Here is a 19,808-nt window from a genome sequence, read left to right as displayed (position 1 = left end):
AATTCATGACATTACAACCAATGCGCGTGCGAAAAAATATCTGATCACCGCGTAATTAACGATTATTGCTTACCAATTTAAGGCAAAGAGTGATTCTTCATCGCGCTGTTTTTCGCACACTTCAATGAAGGTTTAATGACATTCACGCATTACTCTTAAATTCCGCCACAGGTTAACGATTTACGCAGCATCTGCATTACACTGGAAAAAGATCACTCAGGAGCGCTATGACCATTATTCTCATGCGACACGGCAAACCCGATCATCCGGTCACTGGGCGCTTCACCGCGCGGGCATTGGCTGACTGGTGTGCAGGTTACGATCAGGCTGCTATTTGCGACTCCCCGCCGCCGCGCAGTCAGACGATTGCACGCCTGGCGAACGTGATCGCCACCAGCCCGCTGCCGCGTGCCCAATCGTCATTGACGCGTCTTGGTTTGCAGCCACACGCCGTAGATGCGGTGTTCAGTGAAGTGGCGATACCCTCGCTACCCTTTGCGCGCCTCCACCTCCCCCTCAACGTCTGGCTAGCGCTCTTGCGTTTATTATGGCTATGCGGCTACGCCGGACATGTCGAATCGGTGCAACATGCGCGTGAACGCGCCCGTCTGGCGGCAGATAAACTGGTGGCGCTGTCTCAGCAAGGGACCGTGTTATTGGTGGGACACGGCATCATGAACAAGCTGATTGCGCGCGAGTTACGCAAGCGCGGCTGGCAGGCAGAAAAACACGCCAGCAGCCGCCACTGGAGCAGTGCGATTTATCATCGCCCATTTATTTGATCCAAAGGGTTAAGCTGGAAATAGCTCAACACTTCACAACCGGTACCGGCCTGCGGCGTGGCAATCACCTTCATCTGCTGCAGATCGATCAGGCTGAGCGAACCGTCGCCCTCATTAGCAATCAGCAAGCTGTGATTGTCCTCACTGAAGCAGCCATCCATCGGCTTGTTGCCGACATGAATATCGCCGAGCGGATTAAGCAGATCGTCAAACAGCGTCACCACCGGCTCCTGATCGCCAATTGCCACCAGCCGCTCGCCGTTGGCACTGAAGCGCACCACCTGACACGGTTGCTGATGGCCCGGCAGCGTCAGGCGCTGACGGATGCGGTGGCTTTGCCGATCCACCACATACAGCAGCGGCGCATCGGCGGCGCTCGCCACCAGATAAGGATGTTTAGGCGAGGCGGCGATGCCGGAAATCGGGCCTGGCATCAGAATATTGTCAATAATCCGCCCTTCGGCTTCACACAAATCCACCACGGTAATGCTGGCGTCCTCTTCATTCTCAGTAAACAGCTTGCGGCCGCTGGGCGACAACGTGAGTCGATGCGCATTGTGCGAAGGCAACTGAATAGCTTTCTCCACGCGATCGCTCACCGGATCAATCACCGCTACCGCCGCGCTATTTTCACAGCAGAGATAGACTTTGCCATCGCGTCCTAACTGGCCGCTGTGCGGCGCTTTTAACGGCGACAAATCGATGAAGCCGCTGATCTGACGCAAGCGTAAATCGATGATCGCCACTTTATGGCCGGGATGCGGATTGTCACCGTGAATGCCGTCGCCGTAGATCGGCACGTAAGCTTTTTCCCATTGCGGCAGCATCAGAAGTTCGTGTGGGCGTGGCGGAAAGGCATTTAACTCTTGCTCCACGGCAAAGGTCTCGGGATTGAGAAACAGCACGCGATTGCCCTGCTTATCGACCGCCAATAATCCACGGTTGTGTCGCTGCATAGTGTCTCCTTTTTTTCATTACCTCCTTTAAGCGTAGCTAACCCTCACTCACGGTGGGATTTTCATGGCAGGCCAGTGAAAAATGCAGCAGATTAATACGTGATCTGACGCCCAATTTTTAATAAGAGCCACGACTTGCGCCACGTCATGGCTATTTTATTAGGAATAGTCTTAATGAGAAAAAATAGAATAAACAACAATTCAGTATTTTATTTTTGGTTTATTTAAAGCTTAACGGATCCTTGATTTTCCGGTTTATCTGAAAGGATCAAAAAGTGATAGCCGCGCCGCACAGAATGTTTTATTAAGCATAGGAGATGACTTTTTACACACAGCCTAAAGGACAATCAAGAGCGCTCAGCGCCGCAATCAGGGAAGCCTTGCCACCATAATCACAATAATCAGGTGCATCATGAATAAAAAACGCCTCCAGCCAGCGTTAACCCTCTGGCACAACTGGAAAAGACTCGCTTTTACCAGCCAGACTTTCCTGCAGAAAAAACAGCATAACGCTCTCTGTGCGCCGGAATATGATCCCAGTGAAGAAGACAATATCGTGTTACTTTCTGGCGAAAAAGATCTGCCAGAGATTCCAAAAAAAGTCTGGATGTATTGGGATAATGAGTATTTACCGAAATCAATGGCGTTAAATATTAAAAAGATTCGTCAGGATAATCCCGATCATGAAATCCATTTATTAAATCGCTTAACGGTAAAAGAAGTTTTACCGGATTTTATTTTTACCTCGCCCCAATTAACTGCACAGCAAAGAAGCGAAGTCATTCGCCTGGAATTATTATTGCGTTATGGCGGCATTGCCATTGATTGCAGCACCTTATTATTTGAAGATCTTTCCTGGGTTCATCGCGCGCATCAGGAACGTTGTATGGATGTGATTGGTTATTATCACGAAAACGCCACCGTTAATTATCTGGCACCGGTGATTGAGAGCTGGTTCCTGGCGGCTACCGCCAATAATCCGTTTATCCGCGAATGGCAAAAACATTACGCACCGATCAAACATCTCGGCGCACAGAATTACTTCAGCGAATTAACCAAGCGAGATGATTATTCTCTGCTGACGCAGAAGATTACGCAGCCGGAGCAGCAATTAGGTTCGCTGGCACAACAGATCGCCATGCGCGAACATCGCCGGGTTAATCTCTATCTGCGTAAATGCGAGGCCAATGCCTATTACTATCAGCGTTTGAGCGGCTGGAAAAGCGAGGCATTTGCCCATGCGGTGTTGTTTCACCAGCGTCCCCATACGCCGCCGCCGGTGATTAAACTCAGTGGCAATGAGCAGCTGCATCTCGACTTCAATCTGCGTCTCGGCAATTACAACCGCAGCAGCCTGTTAGGGCAGATGATGCAGCCGCATACGCCGATCGCGCTGGCTTCACCCATCAACAAAGCGCGCGCGTAACCAGTGGATTAAGGTCGTCACCGCCCGTGGCACCTGTGCGGCATACGGGCGCACCACCCACAGACGATCGGCGAAAGCATCCACCGCTTGCCACTGCGGCAGCACCTGCTGCAGCGTGCCGCTGGCTAATGCCGCGCTGGCGCTGAAATCCGGCAGCATCGCAATGCCTAAACCTTGCAATGCGGCATCGCGGATTGACTCACTATTATTGGTGGCAAAATTGCCCTGAATCTTCACCTGCACAGTTTCGCTGTCGCCGTCCGCCAATTGAAAGCGCCACTGCGGCGATTCGAGTCCGCGCGGATAATAAAGACAATTGTGTTGCTGCAACGCCTGCGGTGATGCGGGCAGGCCGTTTTGCGCCAGATATGCCGGTGAGGCCACCAGCAGCGCACGGGTTTCACACAGCGGCAGCGCAACATGCGTTTCTGGCAGGCTATCACTGTGGCGAATCGCCAGATCAAACCCTTCACTGCCGAGCGACACCAGACGATCGGTGACGTCCAGCTGCAAGCGCACCTGTGGATAATCCCGCAAGAAATCGCTAATGATCGGCACCAGCTGCTGACGCGCAAACGCCACTGGCGCGGTAACACGCACCATGCCACGCACCGGACCCGCTTCATCGCGCACGCTGAAAAAGCTCTGCGCGATACGCGCAAAGGGATCGCGCAGCTCATCCACCAGCTTTTCGCCTGCAGACGTCAGCCTTACGCTGCGCGTGGTGCGCTGCACCAACGCCACGCCCGCCATTTTTTCCAGCTCTTTAATCTTCTGACTCATCGCCGCTTTGCTAACGTCTAACCGTTCCGCCGCGCGCGTAAAACTGCCGAGCTCTGCCAGCACGGTTAACCAGTGCAAATGGACCCAAAGGCTATCTGTTTTAATTTCTTTCATATCGATTGTTCAAAATAATAAATAATCATTTCAACCAGCGCGCTTTTTCTTTCCTGCAGCAAGCGGCAGCATAGAGCCACATCCTACTCTTTTCATGTGAGCAAAAACGAGGTTTTATTTATGCCGTTACTGACATTCGACGTAATTCAGGGCCGTTCAGAATCAGAAATTCGCACATTGCTGGATGCCGCGCATCGTGCGGTGTTAACCGCCTTCAAAGTCCCCGCCCGCGATCGTTATCAGATTGTTCATGAAAACAAAGGTTATCAGATGGTCTTTCAGGACACTGGCTTAGGTTTTGAGCGAAGCGATAATCTGGTCATGGTGCGCGTGTATACCAGCCCAAGAAGTGAAGAACAGAAGTGCCTGTTTATGGCAGAGTTAGCGCGCGAGTTGCTGGAAAATTGCGGCGTGCAGGGCACAGATTTGATGATTAGCTTTATCACCAACGGTAAAGGTGACTGGAGCTTTGCCGATGGCGAAGCGCAATACCTCACTGGAAAACTCTGAGCCCTCTCTCTGCCTTCACTGGTAGCAGCCTTGACGTTGCTGCCAGGTCAAACCACAGTTAGCCTAAACCCGCCTTAAACGAATCGGAATGCATCGCACAAATCTGGTTGGATGTGTTGCAGCAATGTGACACCCGATATAGATTGACGCAAAAATCCCCAAAGAGGTCGTTGGCGCAAGGATTGCGTATTCATTCATGATGAGGATCTGACGTTGTCCGCAATGGTTTCGGTTGTACTCTTTTTGGCTGCGATTGCGGTCTACTCCTTTAAAGCCGGGCGCAATACTTTCTGGTTTAGTCTGATCTTGCTGCTGCTCACCCTGTTCATCGTGCTTAACGTCACGCTGGTCGCCAGCAACTATTTTACCGGCGATGGCATTAATGACGCGGTGCTATACACCTTGACCAATAGCCTGACCGGCGCGGGTGTGAGCAAATATGTGGTGCCAGCCATCGGACTGATCATTGCACTGTTCTCGCTATTTTGCCTGCTTTCGTGGCTACTGCGTCGCAAAAAAACGCCGCATCATCTCGGCTGGAGTTTGCTGGCGATCGCCTGTGCCGCCGGTTCGGTACAAACCACGCCAGCATTTCGCCAGGTAAAAGAGTTGATCGCCTCACATTCGCGCCTCGCTGATTCGGATTTCGAAACCTATTACAAAACGCCAAACAAGGTGATAGCCGAGCCGAAGCTCAATCTGGTGTATATCTACGGCGAAAGCCTCGAACGGACCTACTTTGATCAGCAGGCCTTTCCCGGCCTGGCGCCCGAACTCAGCCGCGAAAAAGATAACAGCATCGATTTCAGCCACACTGAGCAGCTGCCCGGCACCGATTACACTATCGCGGGCATGGTGGCTTCACAGTGCGGTATTCCGTTGTTTGCGCCTTTTGATGGCAACGCCTCGGCCTCGCTCTCCAGCTTCTATCCGCAGAATATTTGTCTGGGCGACATCCTGAAGAACTCCGGCTACGAGAATTGGTTTATTCAAGGCGCGGATCTGCGCTTTGCCGGTAAAGACACCTTCCTGCTGTCACACGGTTTCGATGCAGCCAATATGTATGGCTCGCAGGAGTTAAAGAGCCGCGTCGCCGATGCAAGCTATCGTAATAACTGGGGCTATTACGATGACACGGTGATGGATGAGGTGTTTGAGAAATACGAGGAGCTATCGCGCGCGCAAAAACGCTTCGCATTGTTCACGCTCACCGTCGACACCCATCACCCGGATGGTTTTATCTCGCGCAGCTGTCAGCGCAAAAGCTACAGCTATGATGGCAAACCCAACCAGTCCTTCAGCGCGGTCGCCTGTTCGCAAGAGCATGTAGCGCGTTTGATTGAACGCATTAAAGCGTCACCGTGGTTTAAAAACACCATCATCGTGGTGACGTCCGATCATCTGGCGATGAATAACACCGCACATCCCTATTTGATCAAGCAGCCGCGCCATGACCTGTTCATGGTGATTCGTGGCGACCAACCTCAGGCGGAAGTGCTCGACAGCAAACGCAGTACGCTGGATAACGGCGCTACGGTGCTGGATATCCTTGGCGGAGATAATGCGATTGGCCTTGGCCGCAGCGGCCTTTCTTCGACATCGCTGTCAACGCAGTTTGACGATATGGCGAAGAAGGTCACGGCGTGGAAAGCGGATATCATCCAGCTGTGGAATTTCCCCAGCAAAATGGAGAGTTTCACCGTCGATCAGCCAAAAAACACCTTCAGCTTCTCGGGCGCGACCTTCAAGTTACCGATCCTATTCCGCGTCTCCGATAAGCATGTTGAACCGCTGCCCGAAGGCGAATACGCGGAGCCATTGCGTTATCAGCTGGCTAAATTTGCTGCCGACGACAAGTTCGTGTGGGTCGATCGCTGCTTCAAGATGGCCCGGCTGTGGCAGCCAGAGTTAGCACTGTCGAACGATTTGTGTGTTTCGATGGGACAGATGGGCGCCAAACCGAGCGTAACCCGCATTGATAAACCGCAGTGGAAAGCGAAAGTCAGCTTCCCGAAAGCGGAAGTCAGTGCCGCAACCTTCCAGCTTAACGAGCAGCAGATCCGTATTGAAGATAATGCCATCCGCTACAACGCGGACAGCTTCCTGTTAACGGTGCCCGGCGCACCAAACAGCGTTAAGAGCTTTAAAGGGATCTCACGTCCGGAAGACTGGGGACGCTGGTCGAACGCCAATCTGGCCCCTGAAGTGAATATTGAGTACACCGATCCGCTGCCTGCGCGCTTTGACGTGGTGATCACCGCGCGAGCATACGGTCCGAATGCGCATCGACCGATTCCGGTGCGCGTTGGCGATCAGGAGCAGCAGTTGAATTTGGGGGATGATCTCTCCACCACCACGCTGCATTTCACCAATCCCACCGGCAGCCGCAATCTGATTATTGCGCCACCGGAGCCGCAGGAGTCGAACGTCGGCAATATTATCGGCCAGGATCCGCGCAAATTAGGGATCGGCATGGTGGATATAAAAATAATTTCGCAGCCGCAAGGTTAAGCAAATTCGGCTGAGGTTCAAGGCCTGCCTGCGCGCAGGCCTTTTTTATTGGTTGAACGCGTTACTCGTTGTACAGATTGATTTTTTTCGAGGCGTCGCGCAAAGTTTGCACCGATAAAATAACTGCAGGAAAGCATGTAGCGGCGCAATTCATTGCGCGATAAATCGCGCCGCTACGGAGTGTGCAGGGATTCGATGTCGTGCTTAACGCATCGGCATGACGCGGCGACTCACTTTCCTGGTGCGCATAAATGCGCACCCTACAAGCGCAGCGCCTCCAGCCTTTGGCGTTGCGTACCTTCCGCCGTAAAGTTTTCTGCCGCCAGCCAGCGTTCGAAGCCCTGTTTCACCTGCGGCCAGTCGCTATCGATAATCGAGAACCAGCAGGTATCCCTACTGCGGCCTTTATAGACAATCGCCTGACGGAAGGTGCCTTCAAACTGAAACCCTAAACGCAGCGCCGCATTTCGTGACGGCTGATTACAGCTGTCGCACTTCCATTCGTAGCGACGATAGCCCAGTTGTTCAAAGGCGTAACGCATCAGCAGGTAGTGCGCTTCGGTCGCCATACGCGTTTGCTTGAGTAGCGGCGAGAAGGCCACGTGGCCGATCTCCACCGATCCGTGCGTGGCATCAATACGCATCAATGCCAGACTGCCAACCGCGCGGTGGCTAACCGGATCGATCACGGCGAAATGCATCGGATCGCGCCCATTTTCTAGCTGGCGCGCATAGGCAATATACTCCGCCTCATCGGCAAAAGGTTCTGCGAACATGTAAGTCCAGTCACGGCCATCTGCTGCCAGCGCATAGGCGGCATAAAGTTCTCGTCCATGCCGCTCGGCACTCAGCGGTTCAAGGCGGCAATAGTCACCGGTAAAGGTTTCATAGGCTGGCCAGGCGCAGGGTTGCCATTCTGGCAGCGGAAATCCTACCGGTTGTCCGTAAGCATTGGTGTATTGCGACATTCATCAATTCCTTTATCAGTGAGAGCCTGAAGCGCAGAGTGTCACTTTGCTGGCGTGTTAAAAAGCGCCACAATGAATGAAATTTATGGATCCACGGAGGTACCTCATTGCGTGATGTTGAGTTGCATCGATTACTGCTGGCACCACTGGAGATGAACGGCGCGTTGACGCTACAACAGCAACTTTTCCAGCGCATTAAGCAGGCGATCCTGGCAGGCAAGCTCGCCGCCGGTACACGCTTGCCCGCCACTCGTCAGCTGGCGCTGGATCTCTGCGTTTCGCGCAATACGGTGATTGGCGTCTGGGCGCAGCTGCAGGCTGAAGGATTTTTGCTAAGCGATCGTCAGGGCAGCCGTATCAGCAATATGGTGCAGCTTCCAGAGGAACGTCTGTCGGACGCCAGCAGCGAATTCACCTTATCGCCGCGCATCGCCCAATTGCGATCCAGCCATCGCGCCTTCAGTCAGGAGATGGCGCTGCGGCCCGGCGTTCCTTCACTGGCGCATTTCCCGCTGGCACAGTGGCGACGGGCGCTGAACCGCGTGATGCTGCATCAGCCGCAGCAACTGCTGGGCTACGGCGATCCGCTCGGTGAACGCACGCTGCGCGAAGCGCTGGCGCAGCATCTGGCATTGGTGCGCGGCGTGCGCTGTACGCCCGAGCAAATTGTGATTACTGAAGGCGCGCAGCAGGCGCTAACGCTATGCGTGTCGCTGCTCAGCAGCCCCGGTGATATCGGTTGGGTGGAGGAACCGGGCTATCGCGGCGCGAAAGCGGCTATGCGCCTGGGGGGAATGCGGATTGAACCGGTAGCAGTCGATGCGCAAGGTCTGGCGGCACAGCCACAGGACTGGCAGCTGCGTACGCCGCGCCTGATTTACACCACGCCAACTCACCAATATCCCACCGGCGCGATCATGAGCGCACCGCGTCGTCTGGCACTGCTGGCGGCAGCGCGCGAGCATCAAACGTGGATTATTGAAGATGATTACGACAGCGATTTCCGCTACAGCGGCGAGCCGATCGCCGCCATGCAAGGCATGATGCAGCCAACGCCAGTGATTTACGTGGGCTCATTCAGTAAAACGTTATTTCCAGCGCTGCGCCTCGGCTTTATGGTGCTGCCGCAGCAGCTATTGGCGCCGCTGCGCCCTGCCCTGCATGAACTGCTACGCGGCGGTAATCGACCTGAGCAGCAAGCGCTGGCGCTGTTTTTACGCAGCGGTGATTTTAGTCGTCATCTGAGCAAGATGCGTCGTCTCTATCGTCAACGGCAAGCCACTTTGCGTCAGGCCTTACACCAGACGTTTGGCGCGCAGATTGCGTTACTGGGCGGCGAATGCGGGATGCATTTGGTGCTATTACTGGCAGAGGATCAAAGCGATATGGCGTTGGTGGATCGGCTGATCCAGAGTGGTTACGCGCCGGGTGCGCTGTCGGGATTTTATCTGGGTGAAAACACACAACAAGGGCTGGTGCTGGGTTACGGTAACACCAGCACCAGCCAGATTACGGCAGGCGTCGCGCAGTTAGCGCGTCTGCTGCACGGGGATTAACCGCGGAAGAAGATTTCGCCGGATTTGCCCATCACGATCTTACCGGTATCATCGGTGATCAGGATGTAGTTAGCATTGATGTAAGCCCAATGTGTGCCAGGCTGCGGCGCTGGCAGATGACGTGGCTTCCACTCAACAATGGTGTACTGCTTTTTGCGGTATTCATCAGGTACCACATCGCCCACTTTGTACTCTTTGTAGTCGATGATGATGGTGGTCAGATCGTAGTTGTTGGGTGCTGTAGCGCCGCCGCTTTGCGGTGGACGAATCGGTGCGACATCGCCGCTTGATTCAGCCGGTTCATTGCTGGCTGGCGCATCGACCGCTGGAGCCTGGGTTTGTGCATCTGCGGCTGGTGCCTGGGTTTGCGCGTCGGGTGCGGTTTGCTGCACCTGCGGCGGCATTGGAACGCTATCCGTTTGCTCGCCTTCAGCCAGCGCGGCCGGAGCAAGGCTTAAAGCGCCCAGAAAAATTCCTGCAGAAAGAAGATTGACGTGTGTCCTGCGCATTGGTGATTTCCACTCTGGTTAATTATTAACTGTCCATTTAACTGACAAGTTAAGCACGCAGAAGGTTCCCCCGGCGCGCTTAGCGCGTCAAATTTCGCTGCTCAGCATACCTCAGCTCACGCGCTTTTTGGCGCAGTAAAATTGCAAGCAACCATGTTATGGGTTGTCTTGAGCTTTCTGCGCCAGATCCATCAATAACGCGATGCCCAGATAGTTACTCCAGTTAAAGGCGTTCTGCAGCACCACAATCGCATTACCGTTCTGCTTATCAAAACCAATAAAGCTGGAGTAACCCCCAATATAGCCAACCTGATAGGTGATCTGCTGATCGCCATAGCTATCGGTCACCCAGGCGATATTTTGCGACTGATTGCCGTGCTGTTCATAGCCGTGATTGACCTGCGCAAATGCCGCGTTGAGCGACGCGCCCGCGCCATCATGCAGGTGCGCATCCAGATAGCGAATCAAATCGCGCGCATTACTGTAGAGGCTGGCGGCCGCCACCATATTGTTGTTAAACGTCCAGTCCGGTGTCATTTGACCGCGTGGAATCAGCTTAGGCTGATCGCCCGCATGGCCGAGCGCACGCCACGGATAGCCACGCAGGCTTTGCGGCTTAAAGCTGCTGCTGGTCATGCCAAGCGGCTGGAACATATTGCGCTGCGCCAGGGTTTCGATGTCCTGGTGGAAGCGATGTTTGAGGATGTAGCCCAACAGTGCATAGCCCAGATTGGAATAGCGCGCGATGGGATGCGCAGGCGCCTCAAAATCAGCGAGATAATCCAGTACCGCATCACTATCCAGATTGCCGTAGAAGTTCTCACCGCTGCGCAGATAGCCCATAAACTTCATGAACATCGGCAAATCCATATCCTGGCGTGGCAAGCCCGAGGTGTGCGTCACCAGTTGCAACAGCGTGATGCGTTTGGCATCTGCGCTCAGCGGCACGTTAGGGGGCAAAAGTGTGGCCAGCGTATCGTTCCAGCGCAGCTCACCGCGATCCACCAGCTCAATAATCACCTCTGCGGTGATGCCTTTACTCAACGAACCCAGCGCAAATAAGGTGTCTGGCGTGATGGGATAACGGTGCACCGCATCGGTAACGCCAAAACTGTAGAATGTAGGCTGACTGCGCTGATGGATAATGGCGATGCTGATGCCAGAAACCTGCTTTTGCTGCATGTAATGACGCACGATGTCATCGACGTTTTCATTAAACGTGGCATGCGAAAGATAGACTTTATCGCTGACGGGCGCGGACGTTTGCGACAGCGTACCGCAAGCGCTGAGCAGCAGGCTCATACACAGCAGAATGATGCATGCTGCTAAACGATGGCAAGGCACCCGTTTATTCCTGGCAAAGGTAATCATGGCAATGGATTGAGTGAATATTTATTATTTTATCGGTGGTGCGACGGGTGTTGGTGGCGAAATATAGCACAGAAGAAACGCAGCGCCACCTGCCAAAAACAGGTGGCGGCGGGGATTATTGATTAACGGGAATAACCGATCCTTTGTAGTGCTGGTTGATAAATTCAGCAGTTTGCTTTGACTCCAGATCTTTCGCTAATTCCAGAATACGCGGATCGTGGGCCAGTTTCGGCGTGGTGACCAACACGTTGGCATAGGGATTATCCTTCGCCTGTTCCAGCGCCAGCGCATCCTTCGACGGCACTAAACCGGCCTGCAGCGCATAGTTGCCATTGATGATTGCTAACTGGGCATCATCTAGCGCGCGCGGCAGCTGCGGCGCTTCCACTTCAATAATCTTCAGATGGTGCGGGTTGTCCGTAATATCTGCGACGGTCACCAGCGTAGCGGCGCTGCTGCTCTTCAGTTTGATCAAGCCATTGGCCTGCAACAGATAAAGTGCACGGCTCAGATTGGTGACGTTATTCGGCACCGCCACCTGCGCGCCATCAGGCAAATCTTTCAGTGATTTCACTTTGTGCGAGTAGATACCAAGGGGCTCAATATGCACGGTAGCGACCACAGAAAATTTCTCGCCCAGCGCTTTTTCCTGATCGCGCAGATAAGGCACATGCTGGAAGTAGTTCGCATCCACGTCACCGCGCGCCAGCAATTCGTTGGCGTTAAGGTTGCCGTTGAGTTCAATCACCTTAAGATCGAGCTTCTTGTCGATTTGTTTAATGTGGTTGAGAATTTCACTGTGCGGCACGGCATCTGCCGCCACACGCAGCGCCGCCGCCGACGCGTAAGTGCTGAAAACTGACACCATTGCCAACGCTGCTATCACCTTTTTATTCATCTGCTTCCCTTAGTTTCTTATGATTTAACGCTATTGAGAGTGTCAGCGTAATAACGCTGCGCCACGTCGCGATGCGATCGCAAACGTCCTTTGAGATAGTTCCAGCCCACTTCCCGCAGCAGCGGATTGCTGGGATCGCTGGTCGGTCCGCACGCTTCGGCCGCCAGCTGTGGCGGCAATTGATACAGCGGCACTTCGGCGTCGAGCTGCGCGCCGAGGAAGAAAGCGATGGAAATACGCTGCTGATGGGCGGGCGGCGATACCACGCGATGCACGGTGGCGCGCAGATAACCATTGGTAGCAATTTCCAACAGTTCGCCGATGTTCACCACAAAAGCGTCCGGTTTCGGCAGCGCATCGACCCAATGATCCGGTGTGACTTCTACCTGCAATCCGGGTTGATCGTCTTGCAACAGAAAAGTCAGAAAGCCGGAATCCTTGTGCGCGCCAACACCTTGCTGGCTGGCATCGGCATCCTGGCCTGGATAGCGAATCAGCTTCACATGCTCGTTGGGGTGCGTGCCGTATAGCGCGTCAAACGCGTTTGGCTGCAGCGACAGGGATTTGGCGAAGGCGCGCAGTAGACGCAGCGCCACGTCGGTCATCGCCTGCTGCCACGCGTGGATCACCGGACGCAGCTGCGGCAGTGCCTGCGGCCACAAATTGGGTCCTTGCAACTGCTTCCACGCGGGATCGTCTGGCTGCAACGTCAGCGCTGCGCGCTCGGCACCGATATCAAACTGCTCACGCTGATCGCGCTGCTCGCGGGTGTATTCCACGCCCGCACGGTTGTAGCCGCGAAAATGCGGCGAATGGATCATCGAAACACGCTGCTTCTCTTCATCCGGTAAGGCAAAGAACGCGCGCGTGATGCTTTGCACATTCTGCAACAGCTGCGGATTGATGCCATGATTCACCAGATAAAAGAAGCCTACGTCACGCGCGGTTTCACGCAGTTCGGCAAGGTATTGCGCCTGTTCCGCATCCGGCAGTTCCAGCAGGGCTAAATCCAGAACCGGCAATGAGCTGGCCATAGTTTTGCATCCTTTATGCAGAAAAATTCTGCCTTTACGCTGCCATCTGACGACAAAAGCAGCCAATACTGTTGCGCGATAAGTTATGGCGAATCATTTTTAGCAGAGGTTCAGCAATCGATATGCAAAAAGCGATAAATCGCCCCCGCTTCCCGCTATAATCGCCGCCAATATCCTTTGGGCATTGCCCAACAATGAAAAGCAGGAGACGCCGCATGAACCAGGGCCCATTAACCGAAAAAGAGCTGAACTGGCTTGAAGATATGCTGGAGAAATACGGCAACGAACACGCGGTGGTGGATACCTCAGAGCTGGATGGCATGCTGACGGCGCTGCTCTCTGGCCCGAACGATATCGAACCGAGCGAATGGCTGGTGGCGATGTGGGGCGGAAAAAAGCACATTCCAAAATGGTCTAATGAGCGCGAGATGGATCGCTTTATGACGCTGACTTTCCAGCATCTGAACGACATTGCCGAGCGCCTGGCCGAATTCCCGGATCAGTTCGATCCGTTGTTTGGTACGCAAGAGATGGAAGGCCAGGAATTTACCGTGGTGGAAGATTGGTGCTACGGCTATCTGCGCGGCGTGGCGCTGGATGCGGATTGGTCGTTGTTGCCGACATCCCTGCAGCCGATGATGGAGGCGATTGCCTTGCACGGCAGCGAAGATCAGTTGGCGAAGCGTGAAGCTTTCTCGCCGGAAGAGTTTGAAGCCAGCATCGATGCGATTCGCCCCGCCGCACTGGAGCTGCATGAATACTGGCAGGAGCAGCGCATGGCGCAGCCCGATCCCGAGCCGCAGTTACCGCATTTTGCTGGCGAGAAAACCGGCCGCAACGATCCGTGCCCGTGCGGCAGCGGTAAGAAATACAAGCAGTGCTGCGGTAAATAAACCTGGCACATCGTAGAGGCGCCATTTATGGCGCCCTGGTGCGCATAAATGCGCACCCTACGGAATCACAGCCGGTTTCACTTCGGTCACCCACGTTGGCAGCTGCCAGGCACCGCCCGCACGAATCGCGCGACACATGCCAGTGGTGGCATCGCTGCTTTGCACAAAGTCTTTGCCATCCCACACCCACGCCGCTGTACTCCAGCAGTCGCCGATACCTCGCCCTTTCTGTGCTTCTGAGATCACGCCTTCACTGTAATCAGAGCCGGAATCCGTCACCAGCTGCGGTGTACCCTTTAACGCTTTGTCGATCAGCCAATAGCCGTAGCCTTCGTTGTACGCGCCGCGCCAGCACAGTGCGGCGATTAGCACGTGCGCATCATCAACTGGCGTTAACGTCAGCGGCTCTGCGCCCTCTTCCGGCTGATCATCTGACGGTGCCAGATTGTCGCAGCTGTCGTCATCGGTGAGCGAGGCAATCAGCTTCGGCTTCAACAGCGCCAGCTCATCAGCCGTCAACGGACGCGCATCGGCCTTCGCCACTTTCACCTGCTGAATCACCGGCATCACTACCGCTACCGGCACACTGTTTTCCGGCTTGTTGCCTTTGCGCACCAGCGCGCCCGGTGTGCTAAGGCGACCTTGCGCATCATCCATCTTTAGCAGCGTGGCAAACGCACCGTTGCTGGAGAGATCGAAGGGCTGCTCGCCGCCGCGAAACTCCACTTTGCCGCTGCCTTTGATAGCGTTAATCAGCGCCTGGGTTTGTTCATCCGTCAACGTCCACTCGTCATTGTCGGCTTTCGCCACATCGCCCAGCATATGGTCATCAATCCATAGCGTCAGGGCATTAACCTGCTTTGAATCATCATCGCCAGTATCGGCCAGCACCACACGACCGTGCGTCACCGTGTTAGGGCCGCCCGCGCGCACCAGCAATACCGAGCCCCCCGCGCCCTCTTCGGCGCTGTAGCCGGCGGCGCGACAGGTCAGCGTGTTATCGCAGGCCAATTCCCAGTCTTTGTGGCTAAAGGAGACGCCGTCTTGATCGGCCAACAGCGGCGCACTTAGGCTGGCAAGTAACGACATCGCCAGCAGCAATCGGGTAATCATGCCATCTCTCCATTATGGTAAGGGTGGCTAGTGTGATGATTTTTGTGACGCGGGAGAAGTGAATTTTTAAGGTCATATGAGGGCGATGAAACCGATAGGTGCATGGCTATTAATCTTTAACAATTACGCGAATGAGCTAATCATTGAACGCCAGGCGTTCAAAGCAGTAGTATAAGAATCAACAGGTAAACATGCATAGGATGTAAATTTTCATGGACGAGCACATTAAAATTTCGCCGACCCAGCAGGCCATACGCATTCTGGATTATTGGCACAAAATAGAGTTTTTCGAATCAACCGATATTAAAGACCTTGAAGACAATGCGGATGGTGTCATTCAGCTGAACATGGAAGATTTGCAGCACATAACATCACTTCCCTGGATTGAACCTCAGCAAGTCAGACGCGCAGGCAATGACTATTCACCTGATAAAAAATACCGTTACGAGCTTTTTTTTGGCATTTTTGACCGTGATGAAATATTCCAGCAAGCCCAGCCTTTTTTAGGTGAAAACAGTGATATTAATAATGATGCACTCGGTAATGAAGGTCGTACCTGTTCGATAAAATGTAAGCTTGACCATAATGGAATTATTGACAGTGAGAGCTTTGAGTTTTCCACCGTAACCTGGGCATTAGGTCAGTTAGCTAAAGGAGGGTTAGATAAACTTAACTTTGATGCCTATGAAGTCGATACAAAAAAATTACAACAGCGATTTAAAGAAATTATTACGGTCGCTGAAAATTTAAAAAAACAACATCAGCTACCGTCTATTTTAACCACTTTCGAAATCATTGCCTTTTTAAAAGCAATGGCGCAATGGACGAGCTTTACCCCTCATCTTCCTGCGCCTGCGTTGTTCATTAAGTTGAGTGAAACCAAACCTGGAAAACTCAATATTTCAGCGCCACCAAATCCGTCCTTACTCGCAGAGATAACTGACGCGGCTGAACAGGCATTTTCAAACGATTCGCATCCCTCTCCGGATTTAGCGTCTTACTCCTCAAGTGAAATCAGCATATTAAATAGCTTCTACTTACGTGATCTTGAAAGAGCAATTGAGGATATTAAGCAGAATAAATTAGATGTGGACTCGCCGATAGGACGCTATCTCACGGGCAGTCGGAAGAGGAAAGCTGATCTACTTCTTCCTGCAGGCCGAGCGATATTGGTAGAAAAATTACGATTATCCCAACTCCCCGCCGGGCGCTGGCTTTCCGATAGCAAACATAATATGAGTTTAATGCAACAGTTTGCCATTAATACTCTTGAACAAGAACTTACTCATCGCGGGTTATATTCAGTTAACGGTCCGCCGGGTACAGGAAAAACCACCTTACTACGTGATATAATTGCGAATAATATCGTTAAGCGTGCTGCCGTCCTTGCAAATTTTGATCATGTTAAAGATGCCTTTTCTGGCTCGATCACCATCAGTGTTAATGGCGATACGCGAAAAATACCCTGTCTTCGCCCTGAACTATGCGGCTTTGAAATGGTGGTGGTTTCAAGCAATAATGCCGCAGTTGAAAATATATCACGCGAATTACCACAGTTAAAAAGCTTGGGCGATGAGTGGCAACATCACGATTATTTAAAATCGGCAGCACGTAAACTTGCGGCGTTTTCCCGCCCCCTAAAAAAAGATGAAAAACAAGAAGGTAAAACCTATCTTATTGATCCCCTCGCGCCAGAAGATGATTGCTGGGGATTAATTGCTGTCGCTTTAGGTAAGAAAAAGAATCGTGATCGATTTAAAGAAAGAGTTTTTACGCAAAATCACACAAAAGCCGTGACTTCACCGCCAGCCGATGAATACAGACGTCTTTTTGAATCGCTAAAAAATAAAAACATTCCGAGCTTTTCAGTAGCTAAACAAAATTTCATTGCGGCGCAAAAAAACCATCAAAGCATTATTCAAGAACTTCAGCAGCTTGAAAATCTGAACGATCTTCTCAATAGCTTGCATCAACAGCAGCTTAAACAACAAAAATCACATTTACGCATATTAATGCTTAATAGCCAAATTGAGCGATGTGTAGAACATTTGCCGAACTGGTGGACGTTAAAATTCGTGAAAATTCTTCGGGTGAAAGCCATTATTACAGGATTAAAAAGCAGATTACGTTCTGCAACTGCAGCGCTAACATTGACTGAAGAACATTTGCGGCAAACCCAGCGTAAACTGGACGCTAAACAACAAGAATGCTCAGCGTTACAGATTAAGTATCACGATACTATTTTCGCCTCTGATAATATCAATATTGAAGCAGAAGACGTTCAGCGTACCGCATTCGGCCATGGCGCAATGTTGAATGCAGCCCGAAGTCAGCTCTCAGCATGTGCTTTAGATTTACATCAGGCATGGTTGAAAGAGGCTTATAAAGAGTGCAACTTACTTAAAGTTATATTCTCAGTCAGCGACGCCATAAACGGTGGAGTAGCAGAAAGCAAAGCCTGCCTCGCCTTATGGCAAATTCTCTTTATGATTGTGCCGGTAGTGTCTTCAACATTTGCGTCCGTCTATCGTCAGTTTATGCATTTAGGCGCCGGTGATATTGGATGGTTATTTATTGATGAAGCTGGGCAGGCAACGCCTCAACAAGCAGCTGGAGCATTATGGCGTGCAAAACGTGCTGTAGTGGTGGGAGATCCATTACAGATTGAGCCCGTTTTCACTATTCCTCCTGCCTTCGTGGAAGCGTTAGCTCAGCGTGCTTTCGCCGATGAGTGGCGCGAATGGTCTCCAACGGCGCAATCAGTACAAAATCTGGCAGACAGAGTGAATCCCTATGGTTCGGCACAAATTTCAAAGGATAAATGGCTCGGTAGTCCTCTGCGCGTCCATCGGCGCTGCGATGAACCCATGTTTAGTATTGCTAACACTATTGCCTACAACAACAAAATGCTACACGGCCGGGACAAACGTTGGCCTACCGACAATCATCTTTGGGGAGAGAGTTGCTGGTTAGATGTTTGCGGTGAAGTAAGAGGTAAACATTACGTTCCCGCACAGGGACAAAAAGTACTCATGATGATTAATGACTGGCTTGCACATCATGATGCGTTGCCTGACGTCTATATTATTTCTCCCTTCAAGCAGGTCAAAAACCAACTTAAATCACTGTTGAGCCTCGAATTGAAAGGCATTAAAGATATCCGCCGCTGGATTGATGATCGGGTCGGCACCGTTCATACCTTTCAGGGAAAAGAAGAGAAAAATGTCATTATTGTGCTCGGTTTGTCGGCTAATCATTGTGGCGGAGAGAAATGGGCATCCTCAAAACCTAACTTACTCAACGTTGCAGTAACCCGGGCGCAGCAACGGGTTTATATCATTGGAAGCAAGGCAATCTGGGCAGGATGTGATTATTTTACTGTCGCTAACGAAATGCTGAGCAATATGGTGCGCCCTGAAGTGCCCGAACAAATAACTGTTGTTTCATCTGACTAAGTAAGCGAAAGCACCGCCACAATCTGTTGCCGCAGCCACTGCTGGGCTGGATCGCGGTGCAGACGCTCATGCCACAACAGCAAAATATCAAAGCCCGGCACGTCCAGCGGCAAATCGATAACAGCAAGATGCGTCGCGTGGCGCACCAGTCGCTCAGGCAACACCGCCACCAAGTCGCTGTTCGCCAGCGTTTCCTGCATAAACAAGAAGTGTGGCACCGAGAGCACCACGCGGCGTGAGCGTCCCAGCTTTGCCAGCGCCTCATCGGTGGCGGCGCTAAAGCCACCGCCATCCGGCGATACCATGACAAACTCCAGCTGGCAGAATTGATCCAGCGTCGGCGGACTTTGCAGTTGCGGATGATCGCGCCGTCCCGCCAGCACATAGCGCTCGCTGAACAGTTTACGTTGGTGCAGCGTCGGCAGCGCGTTATCCCCGGTATGAAACACCACATCCAGCTCACCTTTTTCCAACTGCTTCGCTAGCTGCGGCGGATTGAGTGCCAACACCGCCATGCGGCTTTGCGGCGCTGCAGCGCGGATCAGGTTGAGTGCGGGCAGCACTAACGCCGACGAAGTGTAATCGGTGGCGGCGATACGCCAGGTGTTTCCGGCATTGAGCGGGTTGAAGGTATCGGGCAGTGCCACTGCTCGTTCGACCGCTGCCAGCGCCAGACGCAGCGGCTCACGCAACGCTTCTGCACGCGCCGTTGGCAGCATACCGCGCGGCCCCGGCAACAACAGCGGATCATTAAAATGCTGGCGCAATCGTGCCAACTGAGCACTGACGGAAGGCTGTGAGAGATGCAGGCGCTGCGCCGCGCGCGTGACGTTGAGTTCGGTTAACAGCACGTTGAGCGTCTGCAGCAAATTCAAATCCAGCGAATTGATATTCACTTTGTCTATACCTGAGATATCAGCAATTGATTT

General features: G+C 52.7%; 16 protein-coding genes. 7 read left to right on the top strand and 9 right to left on the bottom strand.

The window, feature by feature from the left end; translation table 11 throughout:
- The first annotated feature begins 227 nt into the window (after nt 1–227).
- A complete protein-coding gene (locus tag ACRQ84_RS18025; RefSeq protein WP_064737670.1) occupies nt 228–782 on the top strand; it encodes a histidine phosphatase family protein in 555 nt (184 codons plus the stop codon).
- Here ACRQ84_RS18025 and ACRQ84_RS18020 read toward each other — a convergent pair.
- Entirely contained in the window at nt 764–1,738 is a 975-nt protein-coding gene (locus tag ACRQ84_RS18020; protein WP_483816754.1) for a YncE family protein, read from the bottom strand. The genes ACRQ84_RS18025 and ACRQ84_RS18020 overlap by 19 nt on opposite strands.
- Before the next feature lie 412 nt (nt 1,739–2,150).
- Between ACRQ84_RS18020 and ACRQ84_RS18015 the strand changes: the two genes are divergently transcribed.
- Nucleotides 2,151–3,164, top strand: coding sequence for a glycosyltransferase family 32 protein (locus ACRQ84_RS18015; protein WP_483816753.1), 1,014 nt, complete (start codon nt 2,151–2,153; stop codon nt 3,162–3,164).
- Here ACRQ84_RS18015 and ACRQ84_RS18010 read toward each other — a convergent pair.
- Nucleotides 3,138–4,061 carry a LysR family transcriptional regulator gene (locus ACRQ84_RS18010; RefSeq protein ID WP_064737673.1) on the bottom strand — a complete coding sequence of 308 codons (924 nt, stop codon included), beginning with the start codon at nt 4,059–4,061 and terminating at the stop codon, nt 3,138–3,140. The genes ACRQ84_RS18015 and ACRQ84_RS18010 overlap by 27 nt on opposite strands.
- 120 nt (nt 4,062–4,181) lie before the next feature.
- On the opposite strand from ACRQ84_RS18010, the gene ACRQ84_RS18005 reads away from it, so the two are divergent.
- Together ACRQ84_RS18005 and opgB are read left to right on the top strand one after the other, a co-directional pair.
- A complete protein-coding gene (locus ACRQ84_RS18005) occupies nt 4,182–4,571 on the top strand; it encodes a tautomerase family protein (RefSeq protein WP_064737674.1) in 390 nt (129 codons plus the stop codon).
- Between the two features lie 213 nt (nt 4,572–4,784).
- Nucleotides 4,785–7,082, top strand: coding sequence for a phosphatidylglycerol--membrane-oligosaccharide glycerophosphotransferase (opgB, locus tag ACRQ84_RS18000; protein ID WP_483816752.1), 2,298 nt, complete (start codon nt 4,785–4,787; stop codon nt 7,080–7,082).
- Nucleotides 7,083–7,342: 260 nt separating this feature from the next.
- Here opgB and ACRQ84_RS17995 read toward each other — a convergent pair whose 3' ends face one another.
- Entirely contained in the window at nt 7,343–8,050 is a 708-nt protein-coding gene (locus ACRQ84_RS17995; RefSeq protein ID WP_064737676.1) for a GNAT family N-acetyltransferase, read from the bottom strand.
- A 107-nt stretch (nt 8,051–8,157) separates the two neighbouring features.
- Between ACRQ84_RS17995 and ACRQ84_RS17990 the strand changes: the two genes are divergently transcribed.
- Entirely contained in the window at nt 8,158–9,606 is a 1,449-nt protein-coding gene (locus ACRQ84_RS17990; RefSeq protein WP_483816751.1) for a MocR-like pyridoxine biosynthesis transcription factor PdxR, read from the top strand.
- Here ACRQ84_RS17990 and ACRQ84_RS17985 read toward each other — a convergent pair.
- From ACRQ84_RS17985 to ACRQ84_RS17970, 4 genes are all read right to left on the bottom strand, one after another.
- Nucleotides 9,603–10,115 (bottom strand): RcnB family protein, encoded by a 513-nt coding sequence (locus ACRQ84_RS17985; protein ID WP_483816750.1) that lies wholly within the window; start codon nt 10,113–10,115, stop codon nt 9,603–9,605. The two genes, ACRQ84_RS17990 and ACRQ84_RS17985, sit on opposite strands and share 4 nt — an antisense overlap.
- 156 nt (nt 10,116–10,271) lie before the next feature.
- Nucleotides 10,272–11,417, bottom strand: a complete 1,146-nt coding sequence (locus ACRQ84_RS17980) for a serine hydrolase domain-containing protein (protein ID WP_064737679.1) — start codon at nt 11,415–11,417, stop codon at nt 10,272–10,274.
- Between the two features lie 184 nt (nt 11,418–11,601).
- Complete coding sequence (locus ACRQ84_RS17975) at nt 11,602–12,384, bottom strand: MetQ/NlpA family ABC transporter substrate-binding protein (RefSeq protein WP_483816749.1); 783 nt, start codon at nt 12,382–12,384, stop codon at nt 11,602–11,604.
- Nucleotides 12,385–12,401: 17 nt separating this feature from the next.
- Nucleotides 12,402–13,418, bottom strand: coding sequence for an isopenicillin N synthase family dioxygenase (locus ACRQ84_RS17970; RefSeq protein WP_483816748.1), 1,017 nt, complete (start codon nt 13,416–13,418; stop codon nt 12,402–12,404).
- Nucleotides 13,419–13,633: 215 nt separating this feature from the next.
- On the opposite strand from ACRQ84_RS17970, the gene ACRQ84_RS17965 reads away from it, so the two are divergent.
- Complete coding sequence (locus tag ACRQ84_RS17965; protein ID WP_483816747.1) at nt 13,634–14,311, top strand: YecA/YgfB family protein; 678 nt, start codon at nt 13,634–13,636, stop codon at nt 14,309–14,311.
- Nucleotides 14,312–14,368: 57 nt separating this feature from the next.
- Here ACRQ84_RS17965 and ACRQ84_RS17960 read toward each other — a convergent pair whose 3' ends face one another.
- On the bottom strand, nt 14,369–15,424 hold the full coding sequence (locus tag ACRQ84_RS17960) for a DUF1176 domain-containing protein (protein ID WP_483816746.1): 1,056 nt from the start codon (nt 15,422–15,424) through the stop codon (nt 14,369–14,371).
- A gap of 212 nt (nt 15,425–15,636) precedes the next feature.
- Here ACRQ84_RS17960 and ACRQ84_RS17955 point away from each other — a divergent pair, with 212 nt between their 5' ends.
- Nucleotides 15,637–18,879, top strand: coding sequence for a DEAD/DEAH box helicase (locus tag ACRQ84_RS17955; RefSeq protein WP_483816745.1), 3,243 nt, complete (start codon nt 15,637–15,639; stop codon nt 18,877–18,879).
- On the opposite strand, the gene ACRQ84_RS17950 is transcribed toward ACRQ84_RS17955, so the two are convergent.
- Nucleotides 18,876–19,775 (bottom strand): LysR family transcriptional regulator, encoded by a 900-nt coding sequence (locus ACRQ84_RS17950; protein ID WP_483816744.1) that lies wholly within the window; start codon nt 19,773–19,775, stop codon nt 18,876–18,878. The genes ACRQ84_RS17955 and ACRQ84_RS17950 overlap by 4 nt on opposite strands.
- Between the last annotated feature and the right edge of the window lie 33 nt (nt 19,776–19,808).

The organism is Pantoea sp. E2023-21, assembly GCF_051302795.1.
Classification (GTDB): Bacteria; Pseudomonadota; Gammaproteobacteria; order Enterobacterales; family Enterobacteriaceae; genus Pantoea; species Pantoea ludwigii_A.
This window is presented reverse-complemented; position numbering and strand designations above follow the sequence as displayed.